Here is a 25497-nt window from a genome sequence, read left to right as displayed (position 1 = left end):
ATCATGATATGACTTTATGTGTTATTTGGGATTTAAAGGCGCGTGAGAAATTCTCTAGAGACATCTACCCTTGAAAAAACAATGCTTCGGGGTGCGTTAAAAGAGGTTAAAGCAGGTGGAATCCTCATTGACTCTAGGGGTACTATCATTAAGGTAAATCGAGAGTTTTTAAGGCTTATAAAGCAACGAGAAGAACAAATTTTAGGCCATAATCTTTCGGAATTTATGGGGGACGCTGACTTTAAAAAATATGTTCTTAAAAATCTCTCTTTCCTGTTCCAAAACAAAATCCAGCAGATTCAATTTGAATGTAATTGGATCATAAATGGCGCAAAATCCTTAAGTCTCTTTTTTCAAATTTACCCACCACTCAAGGGGCATAGTGAATTTGGATGTTTTGTTAAAATAATGGATTCTTTAGATTCCTCATTAAATTCAAAATATTTAGATAAAATATTAAATACGATCCATGCTATTATTTGGTTGAGAAGTGGCGATGGATCAAAATTCTATTACGCGAGCCCTAAATTCGAAACCTTTTATGGTTTTTCTTTGGATAAATTTAAAGAAAACCCTGAGATTCTTTTTGAGCGTATGCATCCTGATGATCAAAGCGCTGTTCGCCAAAGCTTTCTTAATAAGGATGGGAACGTCAGTTATCGTTATTTTATGACAGATGGCACGTGGCATCACTTTTCAGTTCATCGTTTTTTTATCCTGGATGAGTTTGGAAATCCTTCGAAAGTTGCAGCTCTTACAATTGATGATACAAGGTTTTTTGAAGCCCAAGAGAAGTTACTTTGGAAAAAAGAAAAATTAAAAGAAAAAAATGAGGAGCTCGAAAACGCTAAGAGTATGTTGGAGAGTTTTACAGTATTTGCCTGTCATGATCTTTCTCAACCACTAAGAGTTTTTGCGTCTTATTTCGAAATTCTTGAAAAACACTATTTACAAGACATTAACCCAGAAGCGCAATATCTCCTTTCTGGCGTTCATCAGGCCATCAAAAGAATGAAAGATCTTATCCAAGGCATTGCTGAGTTGTCTTTGCTTGAAAAAACGAATCAACCTGCTTCTCTTTGTAATGTGAGGGAGTTTTTCAAAGAGAGGATAGAACCGCTTTTGCTAAATGAACTCTATCCTGATTTGAAAATTGAAACAGGAAAGCTTCTCCCCTTAGCTGTAAGTGAAGATCATTTGGCTTCATTATTCATGAATATTATTGAAAATGGGATTAAATATAATACGCAGACTCCTCACATTAAAATTCGTTCTAAAGCCTTCAAAAAATGGATTGTCTATTCAATTCAAGACAATGGGATTGGCATCCCAAAAGAGAATAAAAACCAAATTTTTAACATGGGAAAGCGCCTTCATCACATGCGTACACAAAGAGGAAGTGGAATTGGACTTTATGCTTGTGCCAAAATTATGTCGCTTTATCATGGAAAAATATGGGTTCATTCAGGTGCTGGAGAAGGATCAACTTTTTATCTTTTATTTCCCCATCAGGACAAAACAGTATGACAAGAATATTCTACATTGAAGATACGCCAGAAGACATTTTTCTCATGGATTATTTTTGCAAAAAATATCCACATTTATTTGAAATGTATACATTTGAAAGTGGACGTCATTTCTTTGCCTTTATTAACAAAGAAAATGGATATGAAGACAGAGATTTGATATCAGGCCCCCATATTATTCTCCTTGATATCAATATTCCAGAATGGGATGGATTTCAGATTTTAAAAATGATCAAAACAGGAAAAAACAAAGATCTCAAAAAGATTCCTGTTGTTATGTTCTCATCCTCTCATAGACGTGCCGATCAGGAACTCAGCAAAAGCTTTGGTGCAGAATATTATATGCAAAAACCTTTTGATTTTGAAGCTCTTGAGGAATCAATGTGTATTCTTTTGAGTTATGCCTTAGATGCGGATGAAAATCTAAAAATTTAGGGGTTAGAGACCTCTTTTTTCTTTTCCCCGGAGATCTCCTCGGGCAATTGTCCCCTCTTCTAAAAGATAGCTTTGCCCCGGTTTTAAATGAAATGTCCGTTTGGAGCCTTGCGAGGAAGTCATAGAAAATGTCACGGAGGAAGGGTTAATAACTGCTCTTTAAAACCTATCTAAACTTGTATATAGTTATCCAATTATGGATAAGTTATTGAGTATCAGAGAAGCCAGTCGTATTCTTGGAGTGTCAAATGGCACATTAAGGCGATGGGAAAAAGAGAGTCGCCTTGTTCCCGAAAGAACAGCGGGAGGACAAAGACGTTATCCTTTATCTGCCTTGCGCCCTCATCTTGTTCGCACTGAAAAGATAGATAGAAAAACGCTTTGCTATGCTCGTGTTTCCAGTCACGATCAACGGCAGGATTTGGAAAGACAAAAACAAGTCCTTGAGATGTATTGTGCAGCTCAAGGTTGGAAGTTTGAGACCATTGCGGATCTTGGCAGTGGTATGAATTACAACAAAAAGGGTCTGAAGATCCTGATTAGTGCCATTTTAGACAGAGAAGCAGGTCGATTGGTTTTAACCCATAAAGACAGGCTGTTAAGATTTGGAGCAGAATTAATCTTTTCCATTTGTGAGATGAATCAGGTAGAAGTTGTGATTATCAATCAAGGGAAAGAACCCTCTTTTGAAGAGGAACTCGCCAAAGATGTGTTGGAAATTATCACTGTTTTTTCGGCCAGATTGTATGGTGCGAGAAGTAAAAAGAACAAGAAATTATTGGAAGGTCTGAAAGAAGCCTACGATGCTGTTAGTTCATAAAGTAGAATTGAAGCCAAATAATAAGCAGGCGACTTATTTTAGAAAAGCCTGCGGTGTTGCACGCTTTGCTTATAATTGGGCTTTAGATCAATGGAAGAAACAATACCAGAATGGTGAGAAGCCTACAGAAATAAGCCTGCGTAAACTTCTCAATGCTTGTAAGGCGGAAGAATATCCTTGGATGCAAGAGGTCACTAAAAATGCCCCTCAACAAGCCATCAAAAATTTAGGATCAGCTTTTAACCGCTTTTTCCGCAAACAGGGAGGATATCCCAAGTTTAAAAAGAAAGGAATCAGGGATAGCTTTAGAGCGGACAATGGTCCGCCCCAAAAAGGAGAGTCTGCCATTCGTGTGACAGGTAAAAAGATTCAAATTCCTTGTTTGGGATGGGTCAAAATAACAGAGAATTTGAGATTTCAAGGACAAATAAAATCCTTGACGATCTCAAGAGTTGCAGACCGATGGTTTGCATCCATCAGTGTTGAAATAGACAAACTGCCTCATGTACGCAAGAACCAAGGTATTGTGGGTGTGGATTTGGGTATTACAAAACTGGCAACTTTATCCAATGGCATGGTTGTTGAGGGAGCAAAGGCACATACCGCTTTGCTGAAGAAGTTAAAACGATCTTCTCGACAGCTATCTCGTAAAGATAAAAAGAGTATGAATTTTAAAAAGCATACTCAAAAACTGGCACGTCTTCACGCCCGAATCGCTAATATCAGACGTGATTATCTCCATAAGGCAACAACCGATATTGTCCTGAATCATCATGAAATTGGCATTGAAAACCTAAATGTCAAAGGTATGTCAGCGAACAGAAAATTAGCTCGACATATTTTAGATCAGTCTTTTTATGAATTCAGGCGTCAATTGGAATATAAGGCAGGTCTCTATAATGCTCAAATTTTTGTTGCTGATCGGTTCTTTCCGTCAAGCAAGCTCTGCCATAGCTGCGGATGTGTTTATGCGGATTTAAAGTTGTCGGAGAGACATTGGACGTGTCCACATTGCAACCAATCTCATGACAGAGATGTGAATGCAGCCCTTAATTTACAACGTTTATGTACGGGCAGCTCGCCCGAAACTTATGCCTGTGGAGTGGGAAGCTCTGGCTCATTTGCTCGTCAAATAAGTGAAACTACCTGCGTTGAATCAGGAATACAACACCATGCGTAACTTTAGTAAAATATGGTTAGGTTTGGATAAGTTTGTAAGAGCGGGTCACCTTCTCAATTTGAAAAGGAATAGCATCTAATAATTCACCAGCACGCACGACCTGATCATTCAGCCAAAGTGTCCAATTTTGAGCATCCATAAACATAATAGAAGACAGATAGAGCGCACCCACGGCCATGTCTGGGGATGGTAAACTCAGGTCGCCACCACCATGAAGGCGCTCACGAATCATATCAACTTCTTCCCGTTTAAAAAGAAGGGAGAAGTCTGCCACTCCAAAAAGGGGAAAGGGCAGAAGTGAGCAAAAACTGATGAGGATAATTCTTTTTTTCATTATTTTAATCCGCAGTCGCATCTGTGACCCAATTGAAAGTATATTCTCCGCGTACAAAATTAGGTTTATTATTTAAGACTAACTCATTTAGACTCTCTTCATTAAGAAGATCCTCTCGCAAAAGGCTTAAGGACGTAGGCATTGTGTGTCCTGAAAGACGCAAAGGAAGGTCTTCTATGAATTGGAAAACATCAGAATCCAAAACCCCTGAGAATTTCAAATGGACTTGATGTCCACGAATGCCTTCAGGGAGTGCGGTACTTTTTCCACTCAAGGGGATTAAAACATAATCCACTTGATTGAGATGATGGGTTTGCGCCAATTCCTCAATAGCTTGGGCGGCATTTTGGCGTTCTAAAGGTTTGCGCCAGCCTTTTTGAAGAAGGGCTTCAAAACGCGTCCGATGCTCCTTTAAAAATGCCACCTCTGCTTTTAATTCGCGAATGTTACTCAAAAGTCTTTGCTCGGTTTGTTTTTGTTGTTGAAGATAGTCTTCTTTCTCTTGAGACCACGATTCTAAATACAAAGTCATCCCCAAAAAACCCACAATGGAGAGTCCAAAAAACGTGAAAAGTCGTTGGTGGATTTTAAAAAAATTCATGGCCATTTGACCTCAACAAGACCTAAAGCCTCTTCTTCTGAATGATGATGATCCCTTTGATTGGTCGACCCTGAAAACAACCCTTCTGCATCGCGATTAAAGGGGGCTTTAAGCACGTTGATATTTTTTTGTCCTAATTTTTCTTCTAGAGAGTCTTTAAAATCTCGAAAGAGATCTGCAATAATCTCCCGATTTTCATCTTCGTTCACTTTCACATGAAGAAGAAGGATGGATCCTTCTTGATTTTGAGGAACATCCCAATGAAAATCAAGAATTGCAAGCTCGGGATTTTCTGGCATGATTGTGGCAATGGCCTCCAAATCCGAAAGGGGAGCAAGTGTTTGATTTTGGATCTGATCATACCTTTCAAGAACATGTTTCATGAGGGGGATATCATGATTTTCTGTTTCTTCCCGCAAATGCGTTTCTTCATAATTTAATTGCGCCAAACGCATCTCAAGGGCTGATAATTTTTCCGATGCCTCATAAAGATTTTGAAGAAGATAAGCATTTATTGTGAAGCCCAAAAGAATTGCAGCAATACCTGCGCTTTTGACCAGATAAAGAATCGTCTTGGGATTATACGTTTGAGAGTTTTTTGGAAAAAACTGCCATTTTGAAGATTTACGAGAAGACCACCACCCAAGAAAAGAAATTAGAGAGTCCTGGTCTAAAGAGAGAGGTTTCAGATGATTTTCAGGTGGACACTCTTGAAAAGAGGTAAAACCTTCAAGAGAAGAAACGTGCAAAACCCCTTTCTTTTTGAGATAAGAAAAGGTCTGCTGGAGATCTTTTGAAATGAAATTCTGAACTTCAGTTGCGTTCAACGTCTCAGGCAATTTTGTAAGACGGGACAGGAGAATTTTCCCGGAATCATAAATAATTTGAGTTAAAAACCCTGCCTCCAAAGATCCTACAAACATCCACGCTTTGTCTTTGAGAGTTTGATCCAAAAATACTCCATATTCCATCATCTCAAGAGGGTAAAAATAAATACCTTCATAAGGAATAGGAAGTCCCTCAATCCATCCTGAACCCCAAGGGGAGGGCTTCATATAAGAAGAATTCACGGTGTCTTTTTCGTACCGTACGTCTTTAAGCGTTATGGTCTCATCCAAAAGCTCTCGCTTGTGCTTAAGGTAAGAGAGCCTGTCCCAAAGTGAGAGCTTAGGAAGTGGCTCTGACTGAAATTGTAAGGACGAGGTTTCAATTAAAATCCGCAGAGGAAGGAGAGGTGATGATTTTAAAATTTCATCAAGCTTTGATTTTTCGGACAATACATTCAAGCTCAATTTTAGAAAAACTCCCTCTAATCCTGCTTCATAAAGGCGAACTTGAGCTTCCCCAATAAAAAGTATCCAAGAGGCTGTCTTTTTCATCAAAAAACCTCCAAATGGGAAGAGGCTTCATAAAGGGGCCAAAACATTGCCATCACAATCCACGCAATTACAGCACCCACCATCAACAACAGAGCGGGCTCGAGAAGTGCAATCAAACGATCGATTTCATTTTTAATATCTTGGGCATAATACTCATGCACGTGGGTAAGTGCATCGGAAAGAGAGCTTGATTGCTCCCCGATTTTAACCATGCGGATCGTCAAAGGTGACAGACGCGAGAACTCAGAAATGGCTTGTGATAAGGATTGTCCTGATGCCACAGCCCTTTGAATGGTTGCAATTTCTTCTTGGATGGGAGCAAAAGGAATAATCGTGCGTGAGACTTCCAAACATTCCAAAATATCGATTCCATTTCGAAACGTGATGGCCATAACATGGGAGAATTTTTCAATAGCCATTTTTCTTAAAAAAGGGCCATAAAGTGGAACTTTTAAAAGAAGTGTTTCCAGGTTCATGCGCATATATTTTGACCGATGATATAAACGGGAAGTTCCTAAAAAAAGGAATCCCAAACCCACCACACAATAAATTCCATAGCTGGTTAAAAAATACGTTGTAGACATCAAGATTTGGGTTGACCTTGAAAGCTTTACGCCCAGGGAACTTAAAAAATGGACCATTTGAGGGACAAGAATCACCAAAAGTGTAATGACGGCTGCTATCATCAACGTGCCTAAAAGCAAGGGATAACGAAGAGCACGTTGTGTGTCATGTTTGATGTTTTCCTTCCATTGGAGATGCGTTAAAATGTCTTTTAAAAGGGGCACTAACTTTCCCGTTTTCTCCCCCACATTCACAAGACCTAAAAACACTTCATCAAAGAGCTGATCGTGTTTTTGCAAAGCGTCCGAAAATGATGTCCCGCTTTCCACATCGCGAACAACCTCGACAATTGTATCATTAAGGGGGGAGGCCCCCAAATGAGTCGCAATTTCTTGTAAACTTTCCAAAAGGGGAACACCGCTCTCAAGAAGGCGAGATAGCTGAAATGAGAACTCTATCAAATCTCGGGTTTTGGGTTTACGATTCCAGTGAAAATCTAGAAATTTCTCTTTACGTTCTTTGGCCCAAATGAGGGTGATTTTTGATTTTTCTAAAAGACGGGAGAGATCATAAATGTTTTGGGCTTCCAAAACACCCCGTTGAACTTTTCCTGAAGGGTGGAGGGCTTTGTAGTGAAATTGCGCCATTACGCTCCCCGGAGATCCGCCGCTTTTGAAGCCTCTTGAAGACTTGTATACCCTTCCAAAACACGACGTCTGGCGTCTTCCGCAAGAGAGACAAATCCATTCGACATGGCATACTCTTTGATCTCTAGACGGGATGCTTTTTTGGCCACAAGATCATCGAGCTTTTCATCGAATGGCAAAATTTCAGCCACGGCCATACGCCCTTTATATCCCGTATTTCGGCAGTGTTCGCATCCGCCCGCATCAAAAATTTCCCGGCCGGGATTGGCTTTTAAAAGTCCCGCTTCAGAGAGCGAGAGTGTGTGGGGGATTTTGCAGTGATCACAAAGTTTCCTAATCAAACGCTGAGAGATAATCGCAATTAAATTTCCAGAAAGCATACTCGGGGAAAGCTCTAAATCTTCAAAACGGCCAATCGCACCAAAAGCATCATTCGTATGAAGTGTTGCAAAAACCTGATGCCCCGTCATCGCAGCCCTGAGTCCCATTTGGGCCGTTGCCGAATCTCTGATTTCACCGATGAGAATAATATCGGGATCTTGTCTTAAAATCGAACGAACACCTTCAGAAAAGGACATCCCTACATCTTCACGCACTTGAGATTGGCGGATTAAAGGAAGGCGATACTCAACAGGTTCTTCCAAGGTCATAATGTTGACCTCCGGAGAGTTCATATAGCTTAAAAGCGAATAAAGAGATGTTGTTTTTCCACATCCCGTAGGGCCCGTGATAATAAAAATTCCCTCCGGTTTTTTGAGAGATTGTTTGATACGACTGATAATCGTATCAGAATACCCCAACTCCTCCAAATTCATAAGAGAATTCATTTTATCTAAGATTCGAATAACTATATTTTCCCCATGCACAGTGGGATGGGAGGAGACACGCATATCAACCTCACGTGGGCCAATGTAAAAACTAAAACGCCCATTTTGTGGTTTTCGAGATTCGGCAATATTCATCTCGGAGATGATTTTGAGACGAACGCACATAGCCGGCCAATAAGAGACATGAAGGGTTCTTACTTGAGTTAAAACACCATCAATCCGATAACGAAGACGGATGAAAGACCCTTCTGGCTCAAAGTGAATATCAGATGCGCCCAATTTAATCGCATCCAAAATAATGGCATCGCAAAGACGTACGGTTGGATTCACGTAATCTTGTGCGGAAGAGGCTGCTTTTAAAGGCTCTCCTTCAATTTCACGCAAAAGACCATTAATCGACATCTCATATCCATAATACCGATCAATAGCGGACAAAATGTCTGTTTCCGAAACCAAAACTGGCTGGATGTGTTTAACATGGGAAAAGTTGGACCGAACCGCATCAATTCCTGGCAGATTATGAATATCCACCATTGCCAAACGCAAGACATCGTCTTCAAGAGTTAGGGGCAAAACCAGTTGAGATTCGGCAATCTCCCGGGGAATTTTTTGAATAAGATCAGCGTCTAAAAGAGCTTGCTTGAAATCATAATTCTCAATGCCTTCCAATTCGGCCTGAAAAGTGGTTAGGGCCCGCTCTGTCATAAACGCCAAATCAATGAGCGCGCGCTCCATCGTTTTTTGCTCTTTTTTAGACTCGAGTAGCGCAATCTCCAATTGATCTTTGGAAATTAATTGCTCTTGCAAAAGTGCATCATCAAGCGCGAGTGATCTTTGTGTCGACATAAGCTTCCCCACATTTTTTTAGAAACTATAGTCGAATTTTTAAGAAAAAACGAGGGGAGAGTTTTTTCAAGGTCTGGCGAGTTCGTGAAAAACAGAAAACAGCCTGCCCTTGAATGATTATGTTGAATTTATTTGGCTACGCTGCCGTTCCGGTCAGTATCTCAAAAATTTTAAAAAAATTTCATATTATTTTTTAAGACCACAATTCCAACATCGTCATGATGAATTTATTTCAGAATTTCCTTAAAAATGACGCGACAGCTCAAAAGATTTAGAGAAACGACTTCCTTGTCATCACAAGTCGCTCTTTTCAAAATCCTATGGCTTATGTTTTTCGGGTACTTGAGCTTTTTGAGTAAGAGTATGTTTTTTCAATTTTGAATTATTGGTAAACGTTACCTGTGTTTTTCGAGGATTACCTGTACAATCTTTATTTCCAAGGCTATAATGTATAGGTGTTTGATTATTATAAACATCCTCATTTGCAAAGAGACATCCATCAAGAAGATCAAGTTCAAAGTCGTTTTCAGAACAGAAGTTTTCGGCCCCTTGAGTGCAAAAAGAAATATCCATATCGCAATCCCCACTCATTCTATTATATTCATCAGTGCTATATGAAATTGATATTATTTTCGAAGTTTTCTTTGAAATAACGTGATTTATGTCACTCTGTTGAATAACAAAACAAACTGGATTTGGATCATCAAGTTTTATTAAAACATCGTGGTTAGAATCGTTTTTAATTTCAAGATTCACTGTAACTCTTTTATCAGCCCTCACAGAAGGGCTGAGGCCAATTCCAATAAGGGCTATAAAAAAGAACGATTTCATTGATTTCTCCTGATTTTATGATTCAATTAAGCCTTTTTTTGACTCTACAAAAAAAATATTAACAACGGGTTAAATTTTCCACTTAACTGCCCTTTAATTTAAAAAATGTATAGGAAAGAGTGATGGTATCAACATCCTTCATTGCGGGATCATCTGCAAAGGCTGGATCGATGAAGAATTGTACGGGAAAATCTGTTTCTTGAGAGGCCTCAAGATGTTGGCGCTCAAAACAAAAACATTCCACTTTGTTGAAATAAATGCCCGTTTTATTGGGAGTGACGTTATAAGTGGCCATACCTTCCGCAGGGGCATTATTGAGATTTTTCGCATGATAAAAAGCTAAACCCACATCTCCCACCCGCACTTTCACCTCCCCTTGCATTGGTTTAAACTCCCAAGGCAAATCAGGGTGGGTGTCCGCATTAAACCGGACCGTAATGATGCGATCGGTAACCCGGGCTGGAAAGACGACGGCTTTTTGGGTGGTGCCTCCAAATCCTGTCACTTGGCAAAACATACGATAAAGCGGAACAGACGCAAAAGCCATGCCCAACATTCCCAAAGTCAAAATCACAAGAATAATTAAGGTTTTTTTATTGGCTTCATTCACCCTTTAAGATCCCATGTGCACAAAGGAGGCTGCGTAAAAAATAAGAGACACCCCCAAAAGCACCCACAAGAGGGCGCGGTTTCGGGAGGATTGGGGAGAAATTCTATTTTTTATCATAGTGTAAATTTATCGACCCCCATCATTGCAAACAAGAAGAAAAGATAAAAAATAGAATAGAAAAAAACATTGAGAGGGGCTTTTGGGCTTTTCGAAAGGGAGAGGTATAAATTGGCAATCAAAAAGCCCAATCCTAAAATCAGAGCTGAGACACAATAAAGGGCTCCCATAAATCCTTCTCTGTAAAGCAAGAGAGTGGATCCGATAAGAAGAAACGTATAAATCCAAATTTGAATAAGCGTTGATTTTTTCCCCGCAACAACAGGCAGCATGGGCACGTTTGCGTTTTGATAATCCTCATTGCGATAAAGCGCCAAAGCCCAAGAATGAGGTGGTGTCCATAGAAAAATAATCAAAAATAAAATCCAGGCCTCAAGACTTGCGTTTCCAGTCACCGCTACCCATCCGATTAAGGGCGGGAATGCACCTGCGGCCCCACCAATCACCACATTTTGAGGCGTCGTTCTTTTAAGCCACATCGTATAGACAAAAACGTAATAGAGAATGGCCGCTCCTAAATAAATAGCGGCCATAAAATTCACAAGAAGACCCATAACCCCCACGGACGCAATCGCCAACACAACCCCAAATCCAAGGGCCATATCTGGGCTGATTTTTCCTTGGGGCAAGGGACGCCCTTGGGTACGTTTCATAATTTGATCAATGTCGTGGTCATACCACATATTAATGGCCCCTGCAGCGCCTGAGCCTACGGAAATACAAAGAATGGCAATCCAGTGCCAAGATTGGATGAATGTGCCCTGGGGCCAAAACAAGACCCACGATGCCTGTGAAAATCACCAAGGACATCACACGAGGTTTTAAAAGGGCAAAAAAAGTCCCCGCCTCTGTGTCATATCCTTGTTCTTGACCATAACCAATTGTTGATGCTGACATGTCCTTACGAAATCACAGGTGGTTTTTCAAACGTATGGAAAGGCGGTGGAGATGCCACGGTCCACTCGAGTGTGCTGGTTCCCTCGCCCCAGTAATTATCACCTACATGTTTGCCATAGCGGAGAGTCCGGAAAATGATGAAGAAGAAGAGCAGCATCGAAACCATCATGATCATGGCACCGGCTGTTGAAATCATATTCCATTTCGCAAAGGCTTCAGGATAATCTGGAATACGACGCGGCATGCCTGAAAGTCCGGCAAAGTGCATAGGCATAAAAATCATGTTCACACCCACAAATGTAATCCAGAAATGGAGTTTTCCCAATTTTTCCGGATATTGGCGGCCTGACATTTTTCCGATCCAATAATAAAATCCTGCAAACATTCCAAAGAGCGCCCCTAAAGAAAGCACATAGTGAAAGTGACCAACGACGAAGTAGGTGTCGTGCATGGACATGTCCATACTGGCGTTTGAAAGTGTAATTCCGGTAAGGCCACCTAATGTGAAGACGGCGATAAACCCAACGGCATAAAGCATGGGAGTATCAAATCGAATAGATCCTCCCCACATAGTCGCAAGCCAACTGAAGATTTTAATACCTGTGGGGACCGCAATAATCATGGTGGCTGCTGTAAAGTATGCATTGGCATCTACGCCCATGCCCACTGTAAACATATGGTGAGCCCAAACAACGAATCCCACAACTGCAATGGAAACCATGGCATATGCCATTCCTAAATATCCAAAAATAGGCTTTTTAGAGAAAGTGGAGATGACATGAGACACGATTCCAAAGGCTGGCAAAATCATAATGTAAACTTCGGGGTGTCCGAAAAACCAAAAAAGATGTTGGAACAAAACAGGATCTCCTCCACCTTGAGGCTCAAAGAAGCTTGTTCCAAATCCCCGGTCTGTCAAAAGCATAGTTAATCCTCCTGCCAATACAGGAACGGATAAGAGCAGCAGAAAGGATGTCACTAATATTGCCCATGCAAAAAGCGGCATTTTGTGCATCGTCATTCCAGGCGCACGCATATTAAAAATTGTGGTGATAAAATTAATAGATCCCAAAATAGAGGATGCTCCCGCTGAATGAAGTGATAAAATACAGAAATCCACAGCAGGACCAGGTGTTGCTGTAGGACCACTTAAGGGTGGGTAAAGTGTCCAGCCAATAGCAGGTCCGTTTCCAATGAAAAATGAAGTGATCAAAAGTGTCAACGAGGGCACCATCAGCCAAAAGCTAATGTTGTTCAAACGTGGGAATGCCATGTCTGGTGCACCAATCATGAGCGGCACAAACCAGTTTCCAAATCCTCCAATTAAAATTGGCATCACCATAAAGAAAATCATCAAAAGTCCATGAAGGGTGATGACCGTATTATAAAGATCGTAATTGGTGCCAAAAATAAGGCCTTCCGGATGAGCCAATTGCAAACGAATCAGAAAGGAGAATGTTGATCCAATGATCCCTCCAATAGCGCCAAAAATAATGTAGAGAGTTCCAATGTCTTTGTGGTTGGTGGAAAACAACCAACGACGCCACCCTGTGGGATGATGATCGTGGGAGTTGTGTGCAGAATGATCGGCGATCGTAGCGGACATGATACGTTCCCTTATTTTTTAGGTTCTTGAGGAGAGGATGGAGCAGGCGTTGGCACCGTTGTTTGAGGCGCTGTAGCAGCTGCAGGTTTAGCTTCAACGGGGGAAGTAGGAACAGATGGAGTTACGGCTGCTGGTGTTGCAACTGGTGCAGGAGGCGGTGGTGGAGCTTTCATCGCAATCCATTGTTGGAATTTTGCAGGGGAGACGGCCTCAACTACAATGGGCATGAAACCATGTTTTGTTCCACACAGTTCTGAACATTGACCATAATAAAGGCCTTCTTTTTTGACATTGAACCAAGTTTCATTAAGACGTCCGGGAACGCTGTCTCTTTTGACACCAAAAGAAGGAATAGCCCAACTATGAATAACATCGGCAGAGGTCGTAATTACACGAACATTGGTATTTACAGGCACAACGACATGGTTGTCAGTTTCAAGAAGCCTCATTTGACCTGGCTTGAGTTTATCGTCTTCGATGAGAAAACTATCAAAGGACACTTTTTGATCGGGATACTCATAACTCCAATACCACTGATGTCCTGTGGCCTTAATGGTGAGCTCAGACTTTGGAACCACATCCATGAAATAAAGAAGCTTGAATGAAGGAATCGCAATCACAATGAGAATGATAACAGGAACCGTAGTCCAAATAATTTCAATCAGGGTATTGTGAGAAAATTTTGCAGGAACTGGATTTTTGGAAGCTCTAAATTTAAAGATCACATAGAGAAGGAGGCTGATCACGAAAATCGCAATTCCGCCTTCAATCCAAATTAATAAGTTATGAAAGGAGTGAATTTTCTCCATAACTGGCGTCGCAGGTTCTTGAAAAGTCATTTCCCAAGGGCGCGGATAGTCAGCGAAAAGGCCGAAGGAAAGAAGGGTAACCCCTAAGAAAGAAAGGAAAGGTAATGTTTTTTTCAATATGCCTCGCATGAGCAACCGTCCGCTAATTTATTATTATGGGCGCATAATAAGCCGAAGCGATAAAATTTCTCAAGAGACTTATGGGATTCAATTTGCATTTTTTTTCAAAATGAGTAGAACTGTTGTCTATAGAATGCACTCAAGAGGTTGCAATGTCACCTTTTCAAAACCCGAACTATTTTTTTGAATCCTTTGATTTGGATCCTACCCAGGCGGAACGTCTTCTTAATCAAGCGTTAAATGGCAAAGATGATGGCGAACTTTTCTTGGAACATAAATCTTCCGAATCTTTTTCCTTGGATGATGGAACTCTCAAAGCTGCGAGTTACGATTCTCATCAAGGCTTTGGATTAAGAGGTGTTTTGGGGGAGGCCATGTCTTATGCGCATGCCTCTGAGATTTCAGAAAGCACCTTGAAGCGCGCCTGTGAATCCGTCCAATCTTTGGGGGGAGGCGGAACTTATGATGTAAGTCCGTCGAAAACCAATCAGAAGTTTTATACCGATCAAAATCCACTGTCTCAAATGAGTTTTGAAGCCAAGATCTCATTTTTAAATGAGCTCGATCATTATGTCCGGGCACAAAATCCTCAAGTGCGACAGATCAGAGCCAATTTGAGGGGATCCTGGCAAGTCGTAACGATTTTGCGAGCAGATGGATTTTTAGCCCATGAATATCGCCCCATGGTCGCGCTTACAATTTTGGTGACCGTCGAGAAAAATGGAAAAATTGAAACGGCCTATGTCACCCGTGGAGGACGATTCCTTTATGAAAATCTCTTGGTAGAAAATGCGTGGAAGCCTCAAGCTGATGAAGCTTTGCGAAAAGCCCTTTTGAATCTCGAGGCTCGACCCGCGCCGGCTGGCGAAATGCCTGTAGTTTTGGGATCCGGAATTCCCGGCGTTCTTCTTCATGAGGCGGTCGGCCATGGCCTTGAAGGCGACTTTAACCGCAAGGGCCAATCCACATTTTCAGCATCCATGGGAAAACGCATTGCAGCCCCAGGTGTGACCGTCATTGATTCCGGCAATGTCACAGATCTGGACCATGCTCATGGAAATCTGACCGTTGATGATGAGGGAACACCTACGTCCCGGACCACCCTGATTGAAGACGGAATAATGATGGGGCATATGCTCGATCGTCAAAATGCACGACTGATGGGAAAAACGTCAACTGGAAACGGGCGACGTGAAAGCTATGCTCATCCCCCCATGCCACGTATGACGAATACATTTATGTTACCTGGAAAACACAGTCCGGATGATATTATTTCTTCCGTGAAAAATGGAATTTATGCAGCGGGATTTAATGGCGGGCAAGTTGACATTGTCTCAGGAAAATTCGTTTTCACCACGTCTGAAGCCTATTTAATTGAGGACGGAAAAATCACAAGCCCCATCAAAGGTGCGACTTTGGTCGGGAGTGGACCTGAGGTCATGCAGAGTATTTCTATGATTGGAAACAATCTCAGTCTTGATCCTGGAATTGGGATGTGTGGAAAAGAAGGACAAAGCGTTTTGGTGGGGTTAGGACAGCCCACTTTATTAATTTCAAAATTGACTGTTGGTGGAACAGCTTAAGGAGTTAACGGATGAAGTTATTACGAAATCTTTTGGTAGGTGTGAGTTTGTGTAGTTTTCATCTCCAAGCAGAAGCGCAACATGGCATTGCTATGCATGGAGATATGAAATACGGAAAAGAGTTTAAGCACTTTGATGTGGTCAATCCCACAGCACCTCAAGGTGGTGAATACCGCATGGGATTGGTGGGAACTTTTGATAGCGTCAACCCCTTCATCACCAAAGGCAAAGCTGCTGCAGGCGTCCGCGAACTCACCATTGATGGTCTTTTAAAACGCTCCCCAGATGAGCCATTTTCGCTTTATGGACTGATTGCTGAAAGCGTTGACGTGGCGCTAGATCGCTCCTGGGTTATTTACACACTGAACCCCAAAGCCAAATGGCATGATGGAAAACCCATTACGGTGAATGACGTCAAATTTTCTCTTGAAATCCAAAGAGATCGTGGGAATCCCAGCCGCAAACTTTTCTTTGTGAAAGTTGATACGGTTGAGATCTTAAATGATAAACAAATTAAATTTACATTTAAAAAAATCGATGGCCAGTATGATGCAGAAATGCCTCTCATTATCGGTCTTATGGCTATTTTACCAGAGCATTATTTCAAAACGGTCGATTTTGAAAAAACAGGACTTACACCTATTTTAGGAAGTGGTCCTTATAAAATTTCGGAAATCGATCCAGGGCGAAAAATTGTTTATCAGAAGGTCGATAATTATTGGGCGAAGGACCTTCCCGTCAACAAAGGCATTTATAATTTTGATCAAGTCAGATTCGAATATTTTGGCAACACAACGGTTGCATTTGAAGCCTTTAAATCTGGCGAGATTGATCTTTGGGAAGAAACAGATCCCAGCGCTTGGATCAAAGAATATGATTTTCATGCCATTCAAGACGGACGTGTCAGCAAAGTCGAAATCCCGCATCGTCACCAAGTGGGCATGAATGCGTTTGCCTTCAATATACGCAATCCTCTTTTTGTAGATGAGAAAGTTCGGCGGGCTTTAGCCTATGTTTTTGACTTTGAATGGCTCAATAAAAATATTTATTATGGAACCTTAACCAGAACTTTAAGTTTTTTTGATAATACAGAACTGGCTTCCAAAGGGTTACCTCAAGGTGAAGAATTGGCTCTTTTAGAAAAATATAAAGAGAAACTCCCCAACGCTGTGTTTACGGAAGAGTATAAACTTCCCACAACCGATGGTTCGGGTAATATTCGCGAACATTTAAGGCAAGCCAAACGTCTTTTGGCAGAGGCTGGTTGGGTTACAAAAGATGGCAAGCTTCTTAATGAAAAAACAGGCAAGCCCTTTGAATTTGAAATTCTTTTGAATTCCCCTGCCAATGAAAAGGTAGCCCTGGCTTTTTCTCGGAATCTTGGACTTTTAGGTGTTAAAGCCAATGTCCGCACTGTGGATTCTGCCCAATATGAAAATCGCCGGGTCAATAAAGATTATGACATGATCATCAGCTTTTGGGGACACACGCTTTCTCCGGGAAGTGAGCAGAAATATTACTGGAGTTCTCTCGCTGCTGATGCACCAGGAACCCGTAATTACCCTGGTATTAAGAGTCCTGCCATTGATGCCCTGTGCGATGATGTAACGGCGGCCAGATCACGAAAAGATTTAATCACAGCGATTCGTGCCCTTGATCGTTCACTTTTAGCGCATCATTTGATAATTCCTATTGGCCATCGCAGTAAAGATTATATAGCATACTGGAATAAATTAGAGCACCCCACATTTGGTCCGGATGGCATTCCGAACTTTACGATGTGGTGGATGAAGACAAAAGAAAACGAAGGGAGTCAAACAAAATGAGTGGAGCAACCATGACAGAAAAACATCACCCCTATCATCTGGTAGACCCAAGTCCTTGGCCGATTGTGGGGGCGTTATCCGCCCTTGTTACAATGGTGGGGCTTGTCCTTTTTATGCATGGTTATGGCCTGATTGTCTCAGGTCTGGGTCTTGCCATGGTTCTTTTCACTATGTTTGCATGGTGGCGCGATGTGGTGAAAGAATCACAAACTCGCGTGCATCATACACCTCAAGTTCAGTTTGGCTTGCGCATGGGAATGGCGCTTTTCATCACTTCCGAAGTTATGTTCTTTGTGGCCTTCTTCTGGTCATTCTTCAACTCAAGCCTCTTTCCTGCTCCTGAAATTGGCGGCATCTGGCCACCTAAAGGTGTTGAACCCATTAACCCTTTTGATTTGCCGTATTTGAACACGCTTTTGCTTTTGCTTTCGGGCACAACCATTACGTGGGCGCACCATGAAATTACAAATCCAGAGCATCGCAAAATGGTTTTGCAAGGCCTTGGATTTACGGTTCTCTTAGGGCTGATCTTTACCTCTGTTCAAGCCTTTGAATATGCCCATGCAGAATTTGGATTTAAGGATAATGTCTTTTCCTCCAACTTTTATATGGCCACCGGATTCCACGGACTTCACGTAATCATTGGAACAATCTTTTTGATCGTCTGCTGGTTTCGCGCAAAAGCCGGACAATTCACGCCCAAGTCCCACGTTGGATTTGAAGCGGCTGCGTGGTATTGGCATTTTGTAGACGTAGTTTGGCTTTTCCTCTTTGTTTGTATTTACTGGTGGGGTTCAGGCCGTTGAGCCGAATTTTCTCACTAAAATTTTTTCTCCCAGGGGTTTTTATTTGTGGACTCCTGGGGCTTGGTTTTTGGCAATTGAGTCGTTACGAAGAAGTGAGTGTTATTCAAAAACAATTTCAGGCTACTCTAAATCGTCCTCCCACTGAATTTGAAACTTTAAAAACATATACGGATTTTCAACCTGTGATTGTTCGGGGAGAATATCTTCATTACTTTGAAATTTCTCTTCTAGCTAAAACTCATCAAGGCCGCGCGGGAGTCGTTATTTTAACCCCTCTCAAATTGGCGAATGGTCAAATTATTGCTATTAATCGTGGATGGACACCCTCTCCTAAAGGCATCCAAAAACCCCGAGGTCCCGTTGAAGTCAAAGGTGTTCTTCGCAATTATTTGAAAGACACCGGTTGGTTCACCCCACCCAATTCAAAAGGCGCTTGGCATACCATGAATTATGCAGATCTCAAATCATTTTGGAGACATGATTTATTGCCTGTTTATATCGCTGTTGATGCGCCTCAAGACGGATTGTATCCACATTTATTGACAAATTTGGGTAAAAATGACCCTCAAAAACATATCCATTATGCACTCACGTGGTTTGCGCTAGCTCTTGCTCTGACAATCATGACATTTTTCTTTCTTCGTAAATCCTGAAATTAAGGGGTCCTTTCGTGTCCATTCACATTTCTACATTATCCAATGGCCTTCAAATTGTGACCGAAAAGCTTGAGGGAGTTCAAACGGCGGCACTAGGGCTTTGGGTAGGATCCGGAAGTCGCATTGAAACAGCTCCCAAAAACGGAATTGCTCATTTTTTAGAGCACATGGCTTTCAAAGGGACAAAGGCAAGAACAGCCCTTCAAATTGCCGAGGAAATCGAAAATGTGGGCGGCCATTTAAATGCGTACACCTCTCGTGAAAATACAGCTTATTATGCGCGTGTTTTGGGTCAAGACACGGGATTGGCACTTGAAATCATCGGCGACATTTTGCAAAACTCCACCTTTGCTGAAGATGAAATTGCCCGCGAACGGGACGTAATTCTTCAAGAAATTGGCCAAGCTTATGATACGCCAGATGATATAATTTTTGATTATTTCCAAGAGACGGCTTTTCCTAATCAATCCTTAGGAAGACCAGTTTTAGGCTCGGCTGAAACCGTGAGCGCCATTGGTCCCGAAGATTTATTTGATCATATTCAAAATAATTATAGTGCTAAAAATAGCGTTTTTGTGGCCACAGGCGCCATCAATCATGATGAGATCGTCTCACAATGCGAATCTATCTTTGAGAGGTTGCCAGGTCATACCCCTCAGGCGTTTGAACAGGCTCTGTATCAAGGCGGGACCTGCTCTAATCTCCGTCCTGAGCTTGAACAAGTACATCTTGTGATGGGCTTTGAAAGCATTCCTTATGATCATCCGGATTATTATGCTTATTCTCTCATTTCCTCGCTTTTAGGCGGCGGTATGTCTTCACGCCTTTTCCAAGAAGTACGCGAAAAACGGGGCCTTGTTTATTCCGTGTATAGCTTTTTCAGCCCCTTTACAGATACTGGTCTTTTTGGAATTTATGCAGGAACAGGCGCTCATCAGCTTGAGGAATTGCGCCCTGTTGTCGATGACGTGCTTGAGGATTTCTCTAAGACTGTTTCTCAAAAAGAACTAGATCGCAGCAAGGCTCAACTTAAAACCGGCCTTATGATGGCACTGGAAAGCACTTCGGGAAGGTGTGAACAATTGGCCCAACAAATGCTTATCTATGGTCGCCCCTTGGATCCTGAAGATATCATCTCAAAAGTTGAGGCAGTGACTTTAGAAGATATAAAAATGACTTCTCAAGATCTTTTCGCCCGTCCCCGCACGACCACAACCGTAGGCCCTTGTGAGATTTGATTGTAAGCTCATAACTCCCTAGGTGTTAAAAAAAGTCTTTAAAATGAGGGGCAAAACCTTCATAAAGAGGGCACGAGCAAGAAAGATATTTTAATACAAATGTTTATGCAGGAGAACAAACTTCTGAAGGAGCGTATATAGGAATTTGAGCGTCGCTTGGGTCTGAACGAAGATGGTCCCAAACCCACGGGAAAACGCTTTTGCATTAATTCTCTTGCACTTCATTTTAAAGCTGGAAGATAGGAAATAATGGGAAATGGTAGCGGAGAAGGGACTCGAACCCCCGACACGCGGATTATGATTCCGCTGCTCTAACCACCTGAGCTACTCCGCCACAGGTGAAAACTTGTATATATTGCTTAGAAATGATCGTCAAGGGTTGGATCATCAATAACCGTAAAATTACAAAGCGGACTTTTACGCCGCAACTTCCAGTCCCTTTTTTAGCCACTCATAAGCTTGATCTTTTTGATTATATCCTTCAATCTCAAGTTGGGCCAAAAGCTGGTATACTTCAAGTGAGGGATTAATTTGAAGGAGCGTTAGCAGATGTTCTTTTGCTTCCCCCCAGAGCTTTGCAAAAAGGGCATAGCGCGTTAAAAGCAACAAAGACTCCGGATGCTGAGAATTCTTTTGACATAGTTTTTTCAGGTTTTCATAAATTTCCAAAGGGCTCATGTTCCCCAGGAGCCTCACATAAGCATCCCCCAGTTTTTGAGACGGATCGCTATTCCAAGTAGTGGTCATCACATCCAAGGCTTGACGCACTTTCCCTGTTTTCTTCAATGCCTCAGCCAGATTCATCGCAATCTCATTAGAGTTGGGATTGAGAAAATGAGCCTGCCGCAAACGCTTTCCTTTTTCTGTATCACTCAACTGAGAGCTTTGAGCTTCAAGAAAATAAAGATGAGCCCATTCTGTTTTTGTTTGAGCCTCTTCCAAATAGCCCTTATCTTCAAGGCGAGATAATAATTCCTTGGCCTTTTTAATGTCCTGAGAGGTTTTTAAGTTTTCATAAAGTCGTCTTAAAATCCAAATACTCTGAGGTTGCAATTCAAGAAGGGTTTCCAAAGTCGCTCTTTCTCCTAAAAGATCCTTTTCCTGGAGCTTTAAATAAGCCAGTCCTGAAAGCCCTATGAGTTTTAAATTGGGATTTTGAATGACGCTTTCAAAAAAGAGCTGAGCCTCTTGAGTTTTTCCCGATTTCAAAAGAGCCCTTCCAAAAAGGTAGATGAAAACAGGGTCCTCATTGTGATAACCTTTAACCTTTTCTGCATCAGCCAGGGCGCCCTGAACTTCATGATTCATTACATTTAAAAAGAAGGAAACAAAGTTTTTTTGATCTTGGAGGGATTTATGCCCCTTCCAGGCCTCTTGAAGGCGTACGGGAACAAAGAAAATCCAGTGAAGTACACCATATAAGAATCGCAAGAGAAAACTGGATATAAGCACTCCAATAATAACAACATTAAGCGATGTTGTGATATGATAATTAAATCCTTCAAAGGATACTTTTACCGGATGACCATAAAACCAAAAGGTGGCAAAACCAATAGCTAACGTGAGAAGGAAATATAAAACGATGCGCACTTGTTAGTTTTCTCCCGCAATGAGATTGAGAAATAATTGTCGTTGCTCTTGTCGAAGAGCCTCTTTGAATTGCAATTGATGATAGATGTCTTTCGTATTTTTCTGGAATTCTGGAGACAATTTTTCATAAACCGCAAGGCATCTCTCAACATCCTGTGTTTCAAGAGCCTTGAGAAATTCTTCATATACGCTTGACGGTGTGTTGTTCCCTTTTTCAACTTTAACAAGGGATTTTACCCAATGTTTTACTTTGTCAAAAAAGCGGTGGGCATCACCCTCGGAGGATACTGAATCTGGGATTGTTTTTGCCGCCACATAAAGGTCTTCAAAAGAAAAAACATTTTCCAAAGACAGCATCATTGTTTTTAAATGCTCAGATGCACCTTCAGGATGGCGTGCTATAAACCCTTTGAATTCTTCAAGTGAGAGAATTCCTTTTTCAACAGCGCTTAAGATTTGAGCGGATTTAACGGCGAATTCCCCTTTTCTCAATTGATCTATGCTTTGCTGAAGAGCACTTATATTAATTTCCCCGGCCTCATTTTTTTCTAAAGCTAGATGAGCGCGAAGAGTCTCTAGAAGCTCAGTCATTAAAGGGTTTTTTGTAGAACTCTCAGGCTCCGCGGGTGGATGCTCTCCTTCAAACGTGGAAAGCGGAGTTTCTTTGATAATAGGTTCCAATGAGAAGGCTTCCGCAGTGGATTGACTTCCTCCCCCAACATTTTCAAACTTGAACTTCGGCTCAAGATAGCGTTCCCATAAAACACCAATGAAAATCACAAAGATGAGGACTAAAAGGCATAGCACAAGGATTTTAGAAAATAGCTTAGGAGTTTTTGTCTTCTGCTTTTGTTGTTTTTGAGATCCCTCATGTGGTGAAAGAATATCGTCGTGAGAGATTTGAGACTCTGTCATAACAGCTCCATTAATGATTTTTCTGTGGCGGAATTAGTAATTTCAACCCCCTGCCACGGCATAGATTTAATTTCGTTTGCAATGGATTGGCTCAAACAAAACGCATGCACAGTTGAAAATTTCTCATATAAATTAAATTTATTTGAGATCTTAACAAATATTTTTGCTGTACGTGGAGAAAAAAATGCAATCCCTTGAAAAACTTTTCGATGGAAAAGATCTAAGACTTTCGGCGAAAGCGCTTGAGATTCTTTCATCTCATAGATTTTTTGAGCCTGAACACGGTATCCTTGAGGGCTAATGGCGGATTTCAAATCTTGCCTCACCACATCACCATGAAGATAGAGGAGTGATCCAAGCTCCGGAATAACGTTCTTTTGGATCCAGGAGAGAAGTTGATCCCCGTTTTCACATTTCCCCAGAACTGTCTCAATTCCCAGATTTTTAGCAAGCTCTGCCGTTTTTTCTCCTACACAAATGAGAGGCGTTTTTTCAAATAATGCTAATTTCTGAGAGGCCTCAAGTGATTTCAAAGCGTGTTTGCTTGTCACAATAATTGCCTGAAGCTCTGGTGGTGTCAGAATGAAATCCTTAAGATAGACGGGGTGTAAAAGGGGTTCTATTATGGGCGTATAACCCTTCATTTCAAGGAAAGGGACAAGCCTTTCAGAATCTTCTTGAGGACGGGTTAATAAGAAATATTGCATTCTTGGGCCTTCTTTTTCAGGACAATTCCCAGGTCTTTACCCAAATCTTGAGCCCGTGTCACCGCCCCTTTCTCATGGTGAAGCATGAGGATTTGTCCATTGGGGGAGGCGATAAATCCTTTGATGTAAAGCTCGCTTCCATGAACTTCTGCATAAGCGCCTAAAGGTGTGCGGCACGAGCCTTCGATCTCGCGCATAAACGCACGCTCAGCCAAAGTCGCAAGCCATGTTTCTCTGTGATTCAGGGCTTCTAAAAGTTTTTGTGTATGACGGTCTCCCTTGCGTGATTCAATAGCAATCGCCCCTTGCCCCACGGCGGGAATCATGTCCTCCGCAGAGAGAATCTCCGTTGCTAAATGAGCAAGAGAAAGACGATTTAATCCCGCCAACGCCAAAAGAGTCGCATCTGCATAGCCTTCCTCTATCTTTTGAAGACGTGTCCCCACATTTCCACGAATGGGCACCGCCTCAAAATGAGGATAGCGATGAAGGATTTGGGCTTGCCGCCTTAAGGAGGAAGTTCCAACTTTAGATCCCGGCTCCAAGTCTTTCAAGAATTTTCCATTTGAGGTGATCACAACATCACGCACATCTTCGCGTTCCATCACGGCACCAATCGTCAAGTCTTCAGGAAGTTCAAAAGGCATATCTTTAAGAGAATGAACCGCAATATCGACATCTTCCTTTAAAAGGGCTTCTTCAATTTCTTTAGTGAAAAGGGATTTCCCCCCAAGTTCAATTAAGGAGCGATCTTGAATTGTATCCCCACTCGTTGTCATCGGCACAATTTCAATGTGTCCTAAAAGATAGGGATGCCGATGGGTAAGGCCATCTCTCACTAAATGCGCTTGAGCTAAAGCAAGAGGACTTGCGCGAGTTCCAATTTTAAATGTTGTCATAAAATGTCTTTCATGCTGCGTTTAAATTATAATCAGCAGAACGGGACAGATCTTCATGTTTTTGGAAAATCTCGGTCTCGTGTTTGAGTTTTTCAGAAAATCTATCCACGGCAGAATTTCCTAAAAGCATCCTCAATGGTGGCTCTTTCATCTCAGTAATCTGAATCATGATTTGTGCAGCTTTGATAGGATCTCCAGGTTGTGTATTATGAAGATAACGTAACCTTTCCCGAGAAAGTGCCGCAGGTCCCTCTCGATAAGCGGGATATTCAGGTGACATAACTATGGAGCTTCCTGCAAAATCGGTCCGGAAGGGGCCAGGCTCAATGATTGTGACTTTAATTCCAAAACAAGCCACTTCCATGGCCAATGATTCCGACAATCCTTCGACCGCAAATTTCGTGGCACAATAAATTCCTGCACCGGCCATGCCCACAAGGCCTGCAATTGAGGAAACGTTGAGAATATGACCTGAATTTTGAGCGCGCATAATGGGAAGAATCGCTTGTGTGAGTGTGATAAGACCAAAAACATTTGTGTTGAAAACAGAGCGAATATCATCTATCGCACATTCTTCTAAAGCGCCCGATAAACCATATCCGGCATTATTCACAAGGACGTCAATTTTTGAAAAAGTTACGAGAGTTTGCTCAACCGCATTTTGAATGTCGTGTGTGTTGGTTACATCGCATTTCAGCGCAAGAATACGTTTTCCATATTGATCTTGAAGATCTTTGAGAACCTCAGGATTTCGAGCTGTTGCGACCACCTGAGCGTCCGTTGTTTTTAAAAGCTCTTCTACTAATGCGCGTCCAAATCCTTTTGAGCATCCCGTAATAAACCAAACCTTTGTCATCTCGATTCCTCCTTAGTCTTCCTCAGCCCACCATAGTGTTCATCTATGACTTTCGCAATAAACCTCGCCATGCGTTCTCCTGACTCGACAGCCCCTTCCATTGTACCAAGGGAATCCAAGATAGTTGTGTGTTCGCCGGCAAAAAAGATTTGATCATCAATGGGGCAAAAAGCTTTTCGAAACTTTTCTCCATGGTATGTTATACATTCGTTTAGCCAGGTACTTGTTCCAGGCGCTCGGTTTGTGTAGGACCCTTTCGCGTAAACATCGTC

General features: G+C 41.8%; 24 protein-coding genes, 1 tRNA gene and 1 pseudogene. 9 read left to right on the top strand and 17 right to left on the bottom strand.

Annotated elements, in window-relative coordinates:
- Nucleotides 1–42: 42 nt before the first annotated feature.
- The 4 genes from Bealeia2_RS08360 (at nt 43) to Bealeia2_RS08345 (ending at nt 3961) form a co-directional block, all read left to right on the top strand.
- A complete protein-coding gene (locus Bealeia2_RS08360) occupies nt 43–1527 on the top strand; it encodes an ATP-binding protein (protein ID WP_331256596.1) in 1485 nt (494 codons plus the stop codon).
- Nucleotides 1524–1961, top strand: coding sequence for a response regulator (locus tag Bealeia2_RS08355; RefSeq protein ID WP_331256595.1), 438 nt, complete (start codon nt 1524–1526; stop codon nt 1959–1961). The genes Bealeia2_RS08360 and Bealeia2_RS08355 overlap by 4 nt, the downstream gene beginning before the upstream one ends.
- 196 nt (nt 1962–2157) lie before the next feature.
- Nucleotides 2158–2781, top strand: coding sequence for an IS607 family transposase (locus tag Bealeia2_RS08350; RefSeq protein ID WP_331255279.1), 624 nt, complete (start codon nt 2158–2160; stop codon nt 2779–2781).
- Nucleotides 2765–3961, top strand: a complete 1197-nt coding sequence (locus Bealeia2_RS08345; protein WP_331255280.1) for an RNA-guided endonuclease InsQ/TnpB family protein — start codon at nt 2765–2767, stop codon at nt 3959–3961. The genes Bealeia2_RS08350 and Bealeia2_RS08345 overlap by 17 nt, the downstream gene beginning before the upstream one ends.
- A 16-nt stretch (nt 3962–3977) precedes the next feature.
- Here the strand turns inward: Bealeia2_RS08345 and Bealeia2_RS08340 are convergent, their stop codons facing one another.
- From Bealeia2_RS08340 to coxB, 10 genes and pseudogenes are all read right to left on the bottom strand, one after another.
- Entirely contained in the window at nt 3978–4295 is a 318-nt protein-coding gene (locus tag Bealeia2_RS08340; protein WP_331256594.1) for a hypothetical protein, read from the bottom strand.
- Between the two features lie 4 nt (nt 4296–4299).
- Nucleotides 4300–4896: a hypothetical protein gene (locus Bealeia2_RS08335; protein WP_331256593.1), complete on the bottom strand. Its 597-nt coding sequence runs from the start codon at nt 4894–4896 to the stop codon at nt 4300–4302.
- A complete protein-coding gene (locus Bealeia2_RS08330) occupies nt 4893–6275 on the bottom strand; it encodes a hypothetical protein (protein ID WP_331256592.1) in 1383 nt (460 codons plus the stop codon). The genes Bealeia2_RS08335 and Bealeia2_RS08330 overlap by 4 nt, the downstream gene beginning before the upstream one ends.
- Nucleotides 6275–7486: a type II secretion system F family protein gene (locus Bealeia2_RS08325; protein WP_331256591.1), complete on the bottom strand. Its 1212-nt coding sequence runs from the start codon at nt 7484–7486 to the stop codon at nt 6275–6277. Before Bealeia2_RS08325 ends, Bealeia2_RS08330 begins: the two co-directional genes overlap by 1 nt.
- Nucleotides 7486–9159 carry a GspE/PulE family protein gene (locus Bealeia2_RS08320; RefSeq protein ID WP_331256590.1) on the bottom strand — a complete coding sequence of 558 codons (1674 nt, stop codon included), beginning with the start codon at nt 9157–9159 and terminating at the stop codon, nt 7486–7488. The genes Bealeia2_RS08325 and Bealeia2_RS08320 overlap by 1 nt, the downstream gene beginning before the upstream one ends.
- 318 nt (nt 9160–9477) lie before the next feature.
- Entirely contained in the window at nt 9478–9990 is a 513-nt protein-coding gene (locus Bealeia2_RS08315) for a hypothetical protein (protein WP_331256589.1), read from the bottom strand.
- 82 nt (nt 9991–10072) lie between these two features.
- Nucleotides 10073–10600, bottom strand: a complete 528-nt coding sequence (locus Bealeia2_RS08310) for a cytochrome c oxidase assembly protein (protein WP_331256588.1) — start codon at nt 10598–10600, stop codon at nt 10073–10075.
- A gap of 113 nt (nt 10601–10713) precedes the next feature.
- Nucleotides 10714–11614: pseudogene (locus Bealeia2_RS08305) on the bottom strand (heme o synthase).
- A gap of 4 nt (nt 11615–11618) precedes the next feature.
- Complete coding sequence (gene ctaD / locus Bealeia2_RS08300; RefSeq protein WP_331256586.1) at nt 11619–13220, bottom strand: cytochrome c oxidase subunit I; 1602 nt, start codon at nt 13218–13220, stop codon at nt 11619–11621.
- A gap of 11 nt (nt 13221–13231) precedes the next feature.
- Complete coding sequence (gene coxB / locus Bealeia2_RS08295; protein WP_331256585.1) at nt 13232–14146, bottom strand: cytochrome c oxidase subunit II; 915 nt, start codon at nt 14144–14146, stop codon at nt 13232–13234.
- Between the two features lie 125 nt (nt 14147–14271).
- On the opposite strand from coxB, the gene tldD reads away from it, so the two are divergent.
- From tldD to Bealeia2_RS08270, 5 genes are read left to right on the top strand one after another with little or no spacing between them, the layout of a single operon-like run.
- On the top strand, nt 14272–15732 hold the full coding sequence (gene tldD, locus Bealeia2_RS08290; protein ID WP_331256584.1) for a metalloprotease TldD: 1461 nt from the start codon (nt 14272–14274) through the stop codon (nt 15730–15732).
- Nucleotides 15733–15743: 11 nt separating this feature from the next.
- Nucleotides 15744–17558 carry an extracellular solute-binding protein gene (locus Bealeia2_RS08285; protein ID WP_331256583.1) on the top strand — a complete coding sequence of 605 codons (1815 nt, stop codon included), beginning with the start codon at nt 15744–15746 and terminating at the stop codon, nt 17556–17558.
- An 11-nt stretch (nt 17559–17569) separates the two neighbouring features.
- Nucleotides 17570–18364: a cytochrome c oxidase subunit 3 gene (locus Bealeia2_RS08280; protein WP_331256582.1), complete on the top strand. Its 795-nt coding sequence runs from the start codon at nt 17570–17572 to the stop codon at nt 18362–18364.
- A complete protein-coding gene (locus tag Bealeia2_RS08275; RefSeq protein WP_331256581.1) occupies nt 18289–19017 on the top strand; it encodes an SURF1 family protein in 729 nt (242 codons plus the stop codon). Before Bealeia2_RS08280 ends, Bealeia2_RS08275 begins: the two co-directional genes overlap by 76 nt.
- A gap of 17 nt (nt 19018–19034) precedes the next feature.
- Nucleotides 19035–20258 (top strand): M16 family metallopeptidase, encoded by a 1224-nt coding sequence (locus Bealeia2_RS08270; protein WP_331256580.1) that lies wholly within the window; start codon nt 19035–19037, stop codon nt 20256–20258.
- A 257-nt stretch (nt 20259–20515) separates the two neighbouring features.
- Here Bealeia2_RS08270 and Bealeia2_RS08265 read toward each other — a convergent pair.
- The 7 genes from Bealeia2_RS08265 to Bealeia2_RS08235 form a co-directional block, all read right to left on the bottom strand.
- A tRNA-Met gene (locus Bealeia2_RS08265) sits at nt 20516–20592 on the bottom strand.
- An 83-nt stretch (nt 20593–20675) separates the two neighbouring features.
- A complete protein-coding gene (locus Bealeia2_RS08260) occupies nt 20676–21848 on the bottom strand; it encodes a hypothetical protein (protein ID WP_331256579.1) in 1173 nt (390 codons plus the stop codon).
- Between the two features lie 3 nt (nt 21849–21851).
- Nucleotides 21852–22763 carry a hypothetical protein gene (locus tag Bealeia2_RS08255; protein WP_331256578.1) on the bottom strand — a complete coding sequence of 304 codons (912 nt, stop codon included), beginning with the start codon at nt 22761–22763 and terminating at the stop codon, nt 21852–21854.
- Nucleotides 22760–23470 carry a uroporphyrinogen-III synthase gene (locus Bealeia2_RS08250; protein WP_331256577.1) on the bottom strand — a complete coding sequence of 237 codons (711 nt, stop codon included), beginning with the start codon at nt 23468–23470 and terminating at the stop codon, nt 22760–22762. Before Bealeia2_RS08250 ends, Bealeia2_RS08255 begins: the two co-directional genes overlap by 4 nt.
- Nucleotides 23452–24369 (bottom strand): hydroxymethylbilane synthase, encoded by a 918-nt coding sequence (gene hemC / locus Bealeia2_RS08245; protein WP_331256576.1) that lies wholly within the window; start codon nt 24367–24369, stop codon nt 23452–23454. The genes Bealeia2_RS08250 and hemC overlap by 19 nt, the downstream gene beginning before the upstream one ends.
- Nucleotides 24370–24379: 10 nt before the next feature.
- A complete protein-coding gene (locus tag Bealeia2_RS08240; protein WP_331256575.1) occupies nt 24380–25225 on the bottom strand; it encodes an oxidoreductase in 846 nt (281 codons plus the stop codon).
- Nucleotides 25222–25497: FAD-dependent oxidoreductase (locus Bealeia2_RS08235; RefSeq protein ID WP_331256574.1), on the bottom strand; the 276-nt coding region annotated here is incomplete at its 5' end. The genes Bealeia2_RS08240 and Bealeia2_RS08235, both read right to left, overlap by 4 nt.

The sequence above is a fragment of the Candidatus Bealeia paramacronuclearis genome (assembly GCF_035607555.1).
In the GTDB taxonomy this organism is placed as follows: domain Bacteria; phylum Pseudomonadota; class Alphaproteobacteria; order UBA9655; family UBA9655; genus Bealeia; species Bealeia paramacronuclearis.
The sequence above is the reverse complement of the archived record's forward strand: the minus strand, read 5'-3'. Positions and strand labels throughout refer to the sequence as shown.

Excerpts from the sequence above, each read along its gene's own strand:
- Bealeia2_RS08355 (WP_331256595.1), top strand. The coding sequence starts at position 1,524 with ATGACAAGAATATTCTACATTGAAGATACGCCAGAAGACATTTTTCTC.
- Bealeia2_RS08350 (WP_331255279.1), top strand. The coding sequence starts at position 2,158 with ATGGATAAGTTATTGAGTATCAGAGAAGCCAGTCGTATTCTTGGAGTG.
- Bealeia2_RS08345 (WP_331255280.1), top strand. The coding sequence starts at position 2,765 with ATGCTGTTAGTTCATAAAGTAGAATTGAAGCCAAATAATAAGCAGGCG.
- Bealeia2_RS08340 (WP_331256594.1), bottom strand. The coding sequence starts at position 4,295 with ATGAAAAAAAGAATTATCCTCATCAGTTTTTGCTCACTTCTGCCCTTT.
- Bealeia2_RS08335 (WP_331256593.1), bottom strand. The coding sequence starts at position 4,896 with ATGAATTTTTTTAAAATCCACCAACGACTTTTCACGTTTTTTGGACTC.
- Bealeia2_RS08330 (WP_331256592.1), bottom strand. The coding sequence starts at position 6,275 with ATGAAAAAGACAGCCTCTTGGATACTTTTTATTGGGGAAGCTCAAGTT.
- Bealeia2_RS08325 (WP_331256591.1), bottom strand. The coding sequence starts at position 7,486 with ATGGCGCAATTTCACTACAAAGCCCTCCACCCTTCAGGAAAAGTTCAA.
- Bealeia2_RS08320 (WP_331256590.1), bottom strand. The coding sequence starts at position 9,159 with ATGTCGACACAAAGATCACTCGCGCTTGATGATGCACTTTTGCAAGAG.
- Bealeia2_RS08315 (WP_331256589.1), bottom strand. The coding sequence starts at position 9,990 with ATGAAATCGTTCTTTTTTATAGCCCTTATTGGAATTGGCCTCAGCCCT.
- ctaD (WP_331256586.1), bottom strand. The coding sequence starts at position 13,220 with ATGTCCGCTACGATCGCCGATCATTCTGCACACAACTCCCACGATCAT.
- Bealeia2_RS08285 (WP_331256583.1), top strand. The coding sequence starts at position 15,744 with ATGAAGTTATTACGAAATCTTTTGGTAGGTGTGAGTTTGTGTAGTTTT.
- Bealeia2_RS08280 (WP_331256582.1), top strand. The coding sequence starts at position 17,570 with ATGACAGAAAAACATCACCCCTATCATCTGGTAGACCCAAGTCCTTGG.
- Bealeia2_RS08255 (WP_331256578.1), bottom strand. The coding sequence starts at position 22,763 with ATGACAGAGTCTCAAATCTCTCACGACGATATTCTTTCACCACATGAG.
- Bealeia2_RS08250 (WP_331256577.1), bottom strand. The coding sequence starts at position 23,470 with ATGCAATATTTCTTATTAACCCGTCCTCAAGAAGATTCTGAAAGGCTT.
- hemC (WP_331256576.1), bottom strand. The coding sequence starts at position 24,369 with ATGACAACATTTAAAATTGGAACTCGCGCAAGTCCTCTTGCTTTAGCT.
- Bealeia2_RS08240 (WP_331256575.1), bottom strand. The coding sequence starts at position 25,225 with ATGACAAAGGTTTGGTTTATTACGGGATGCTCAAAAGGATTTGGACGC.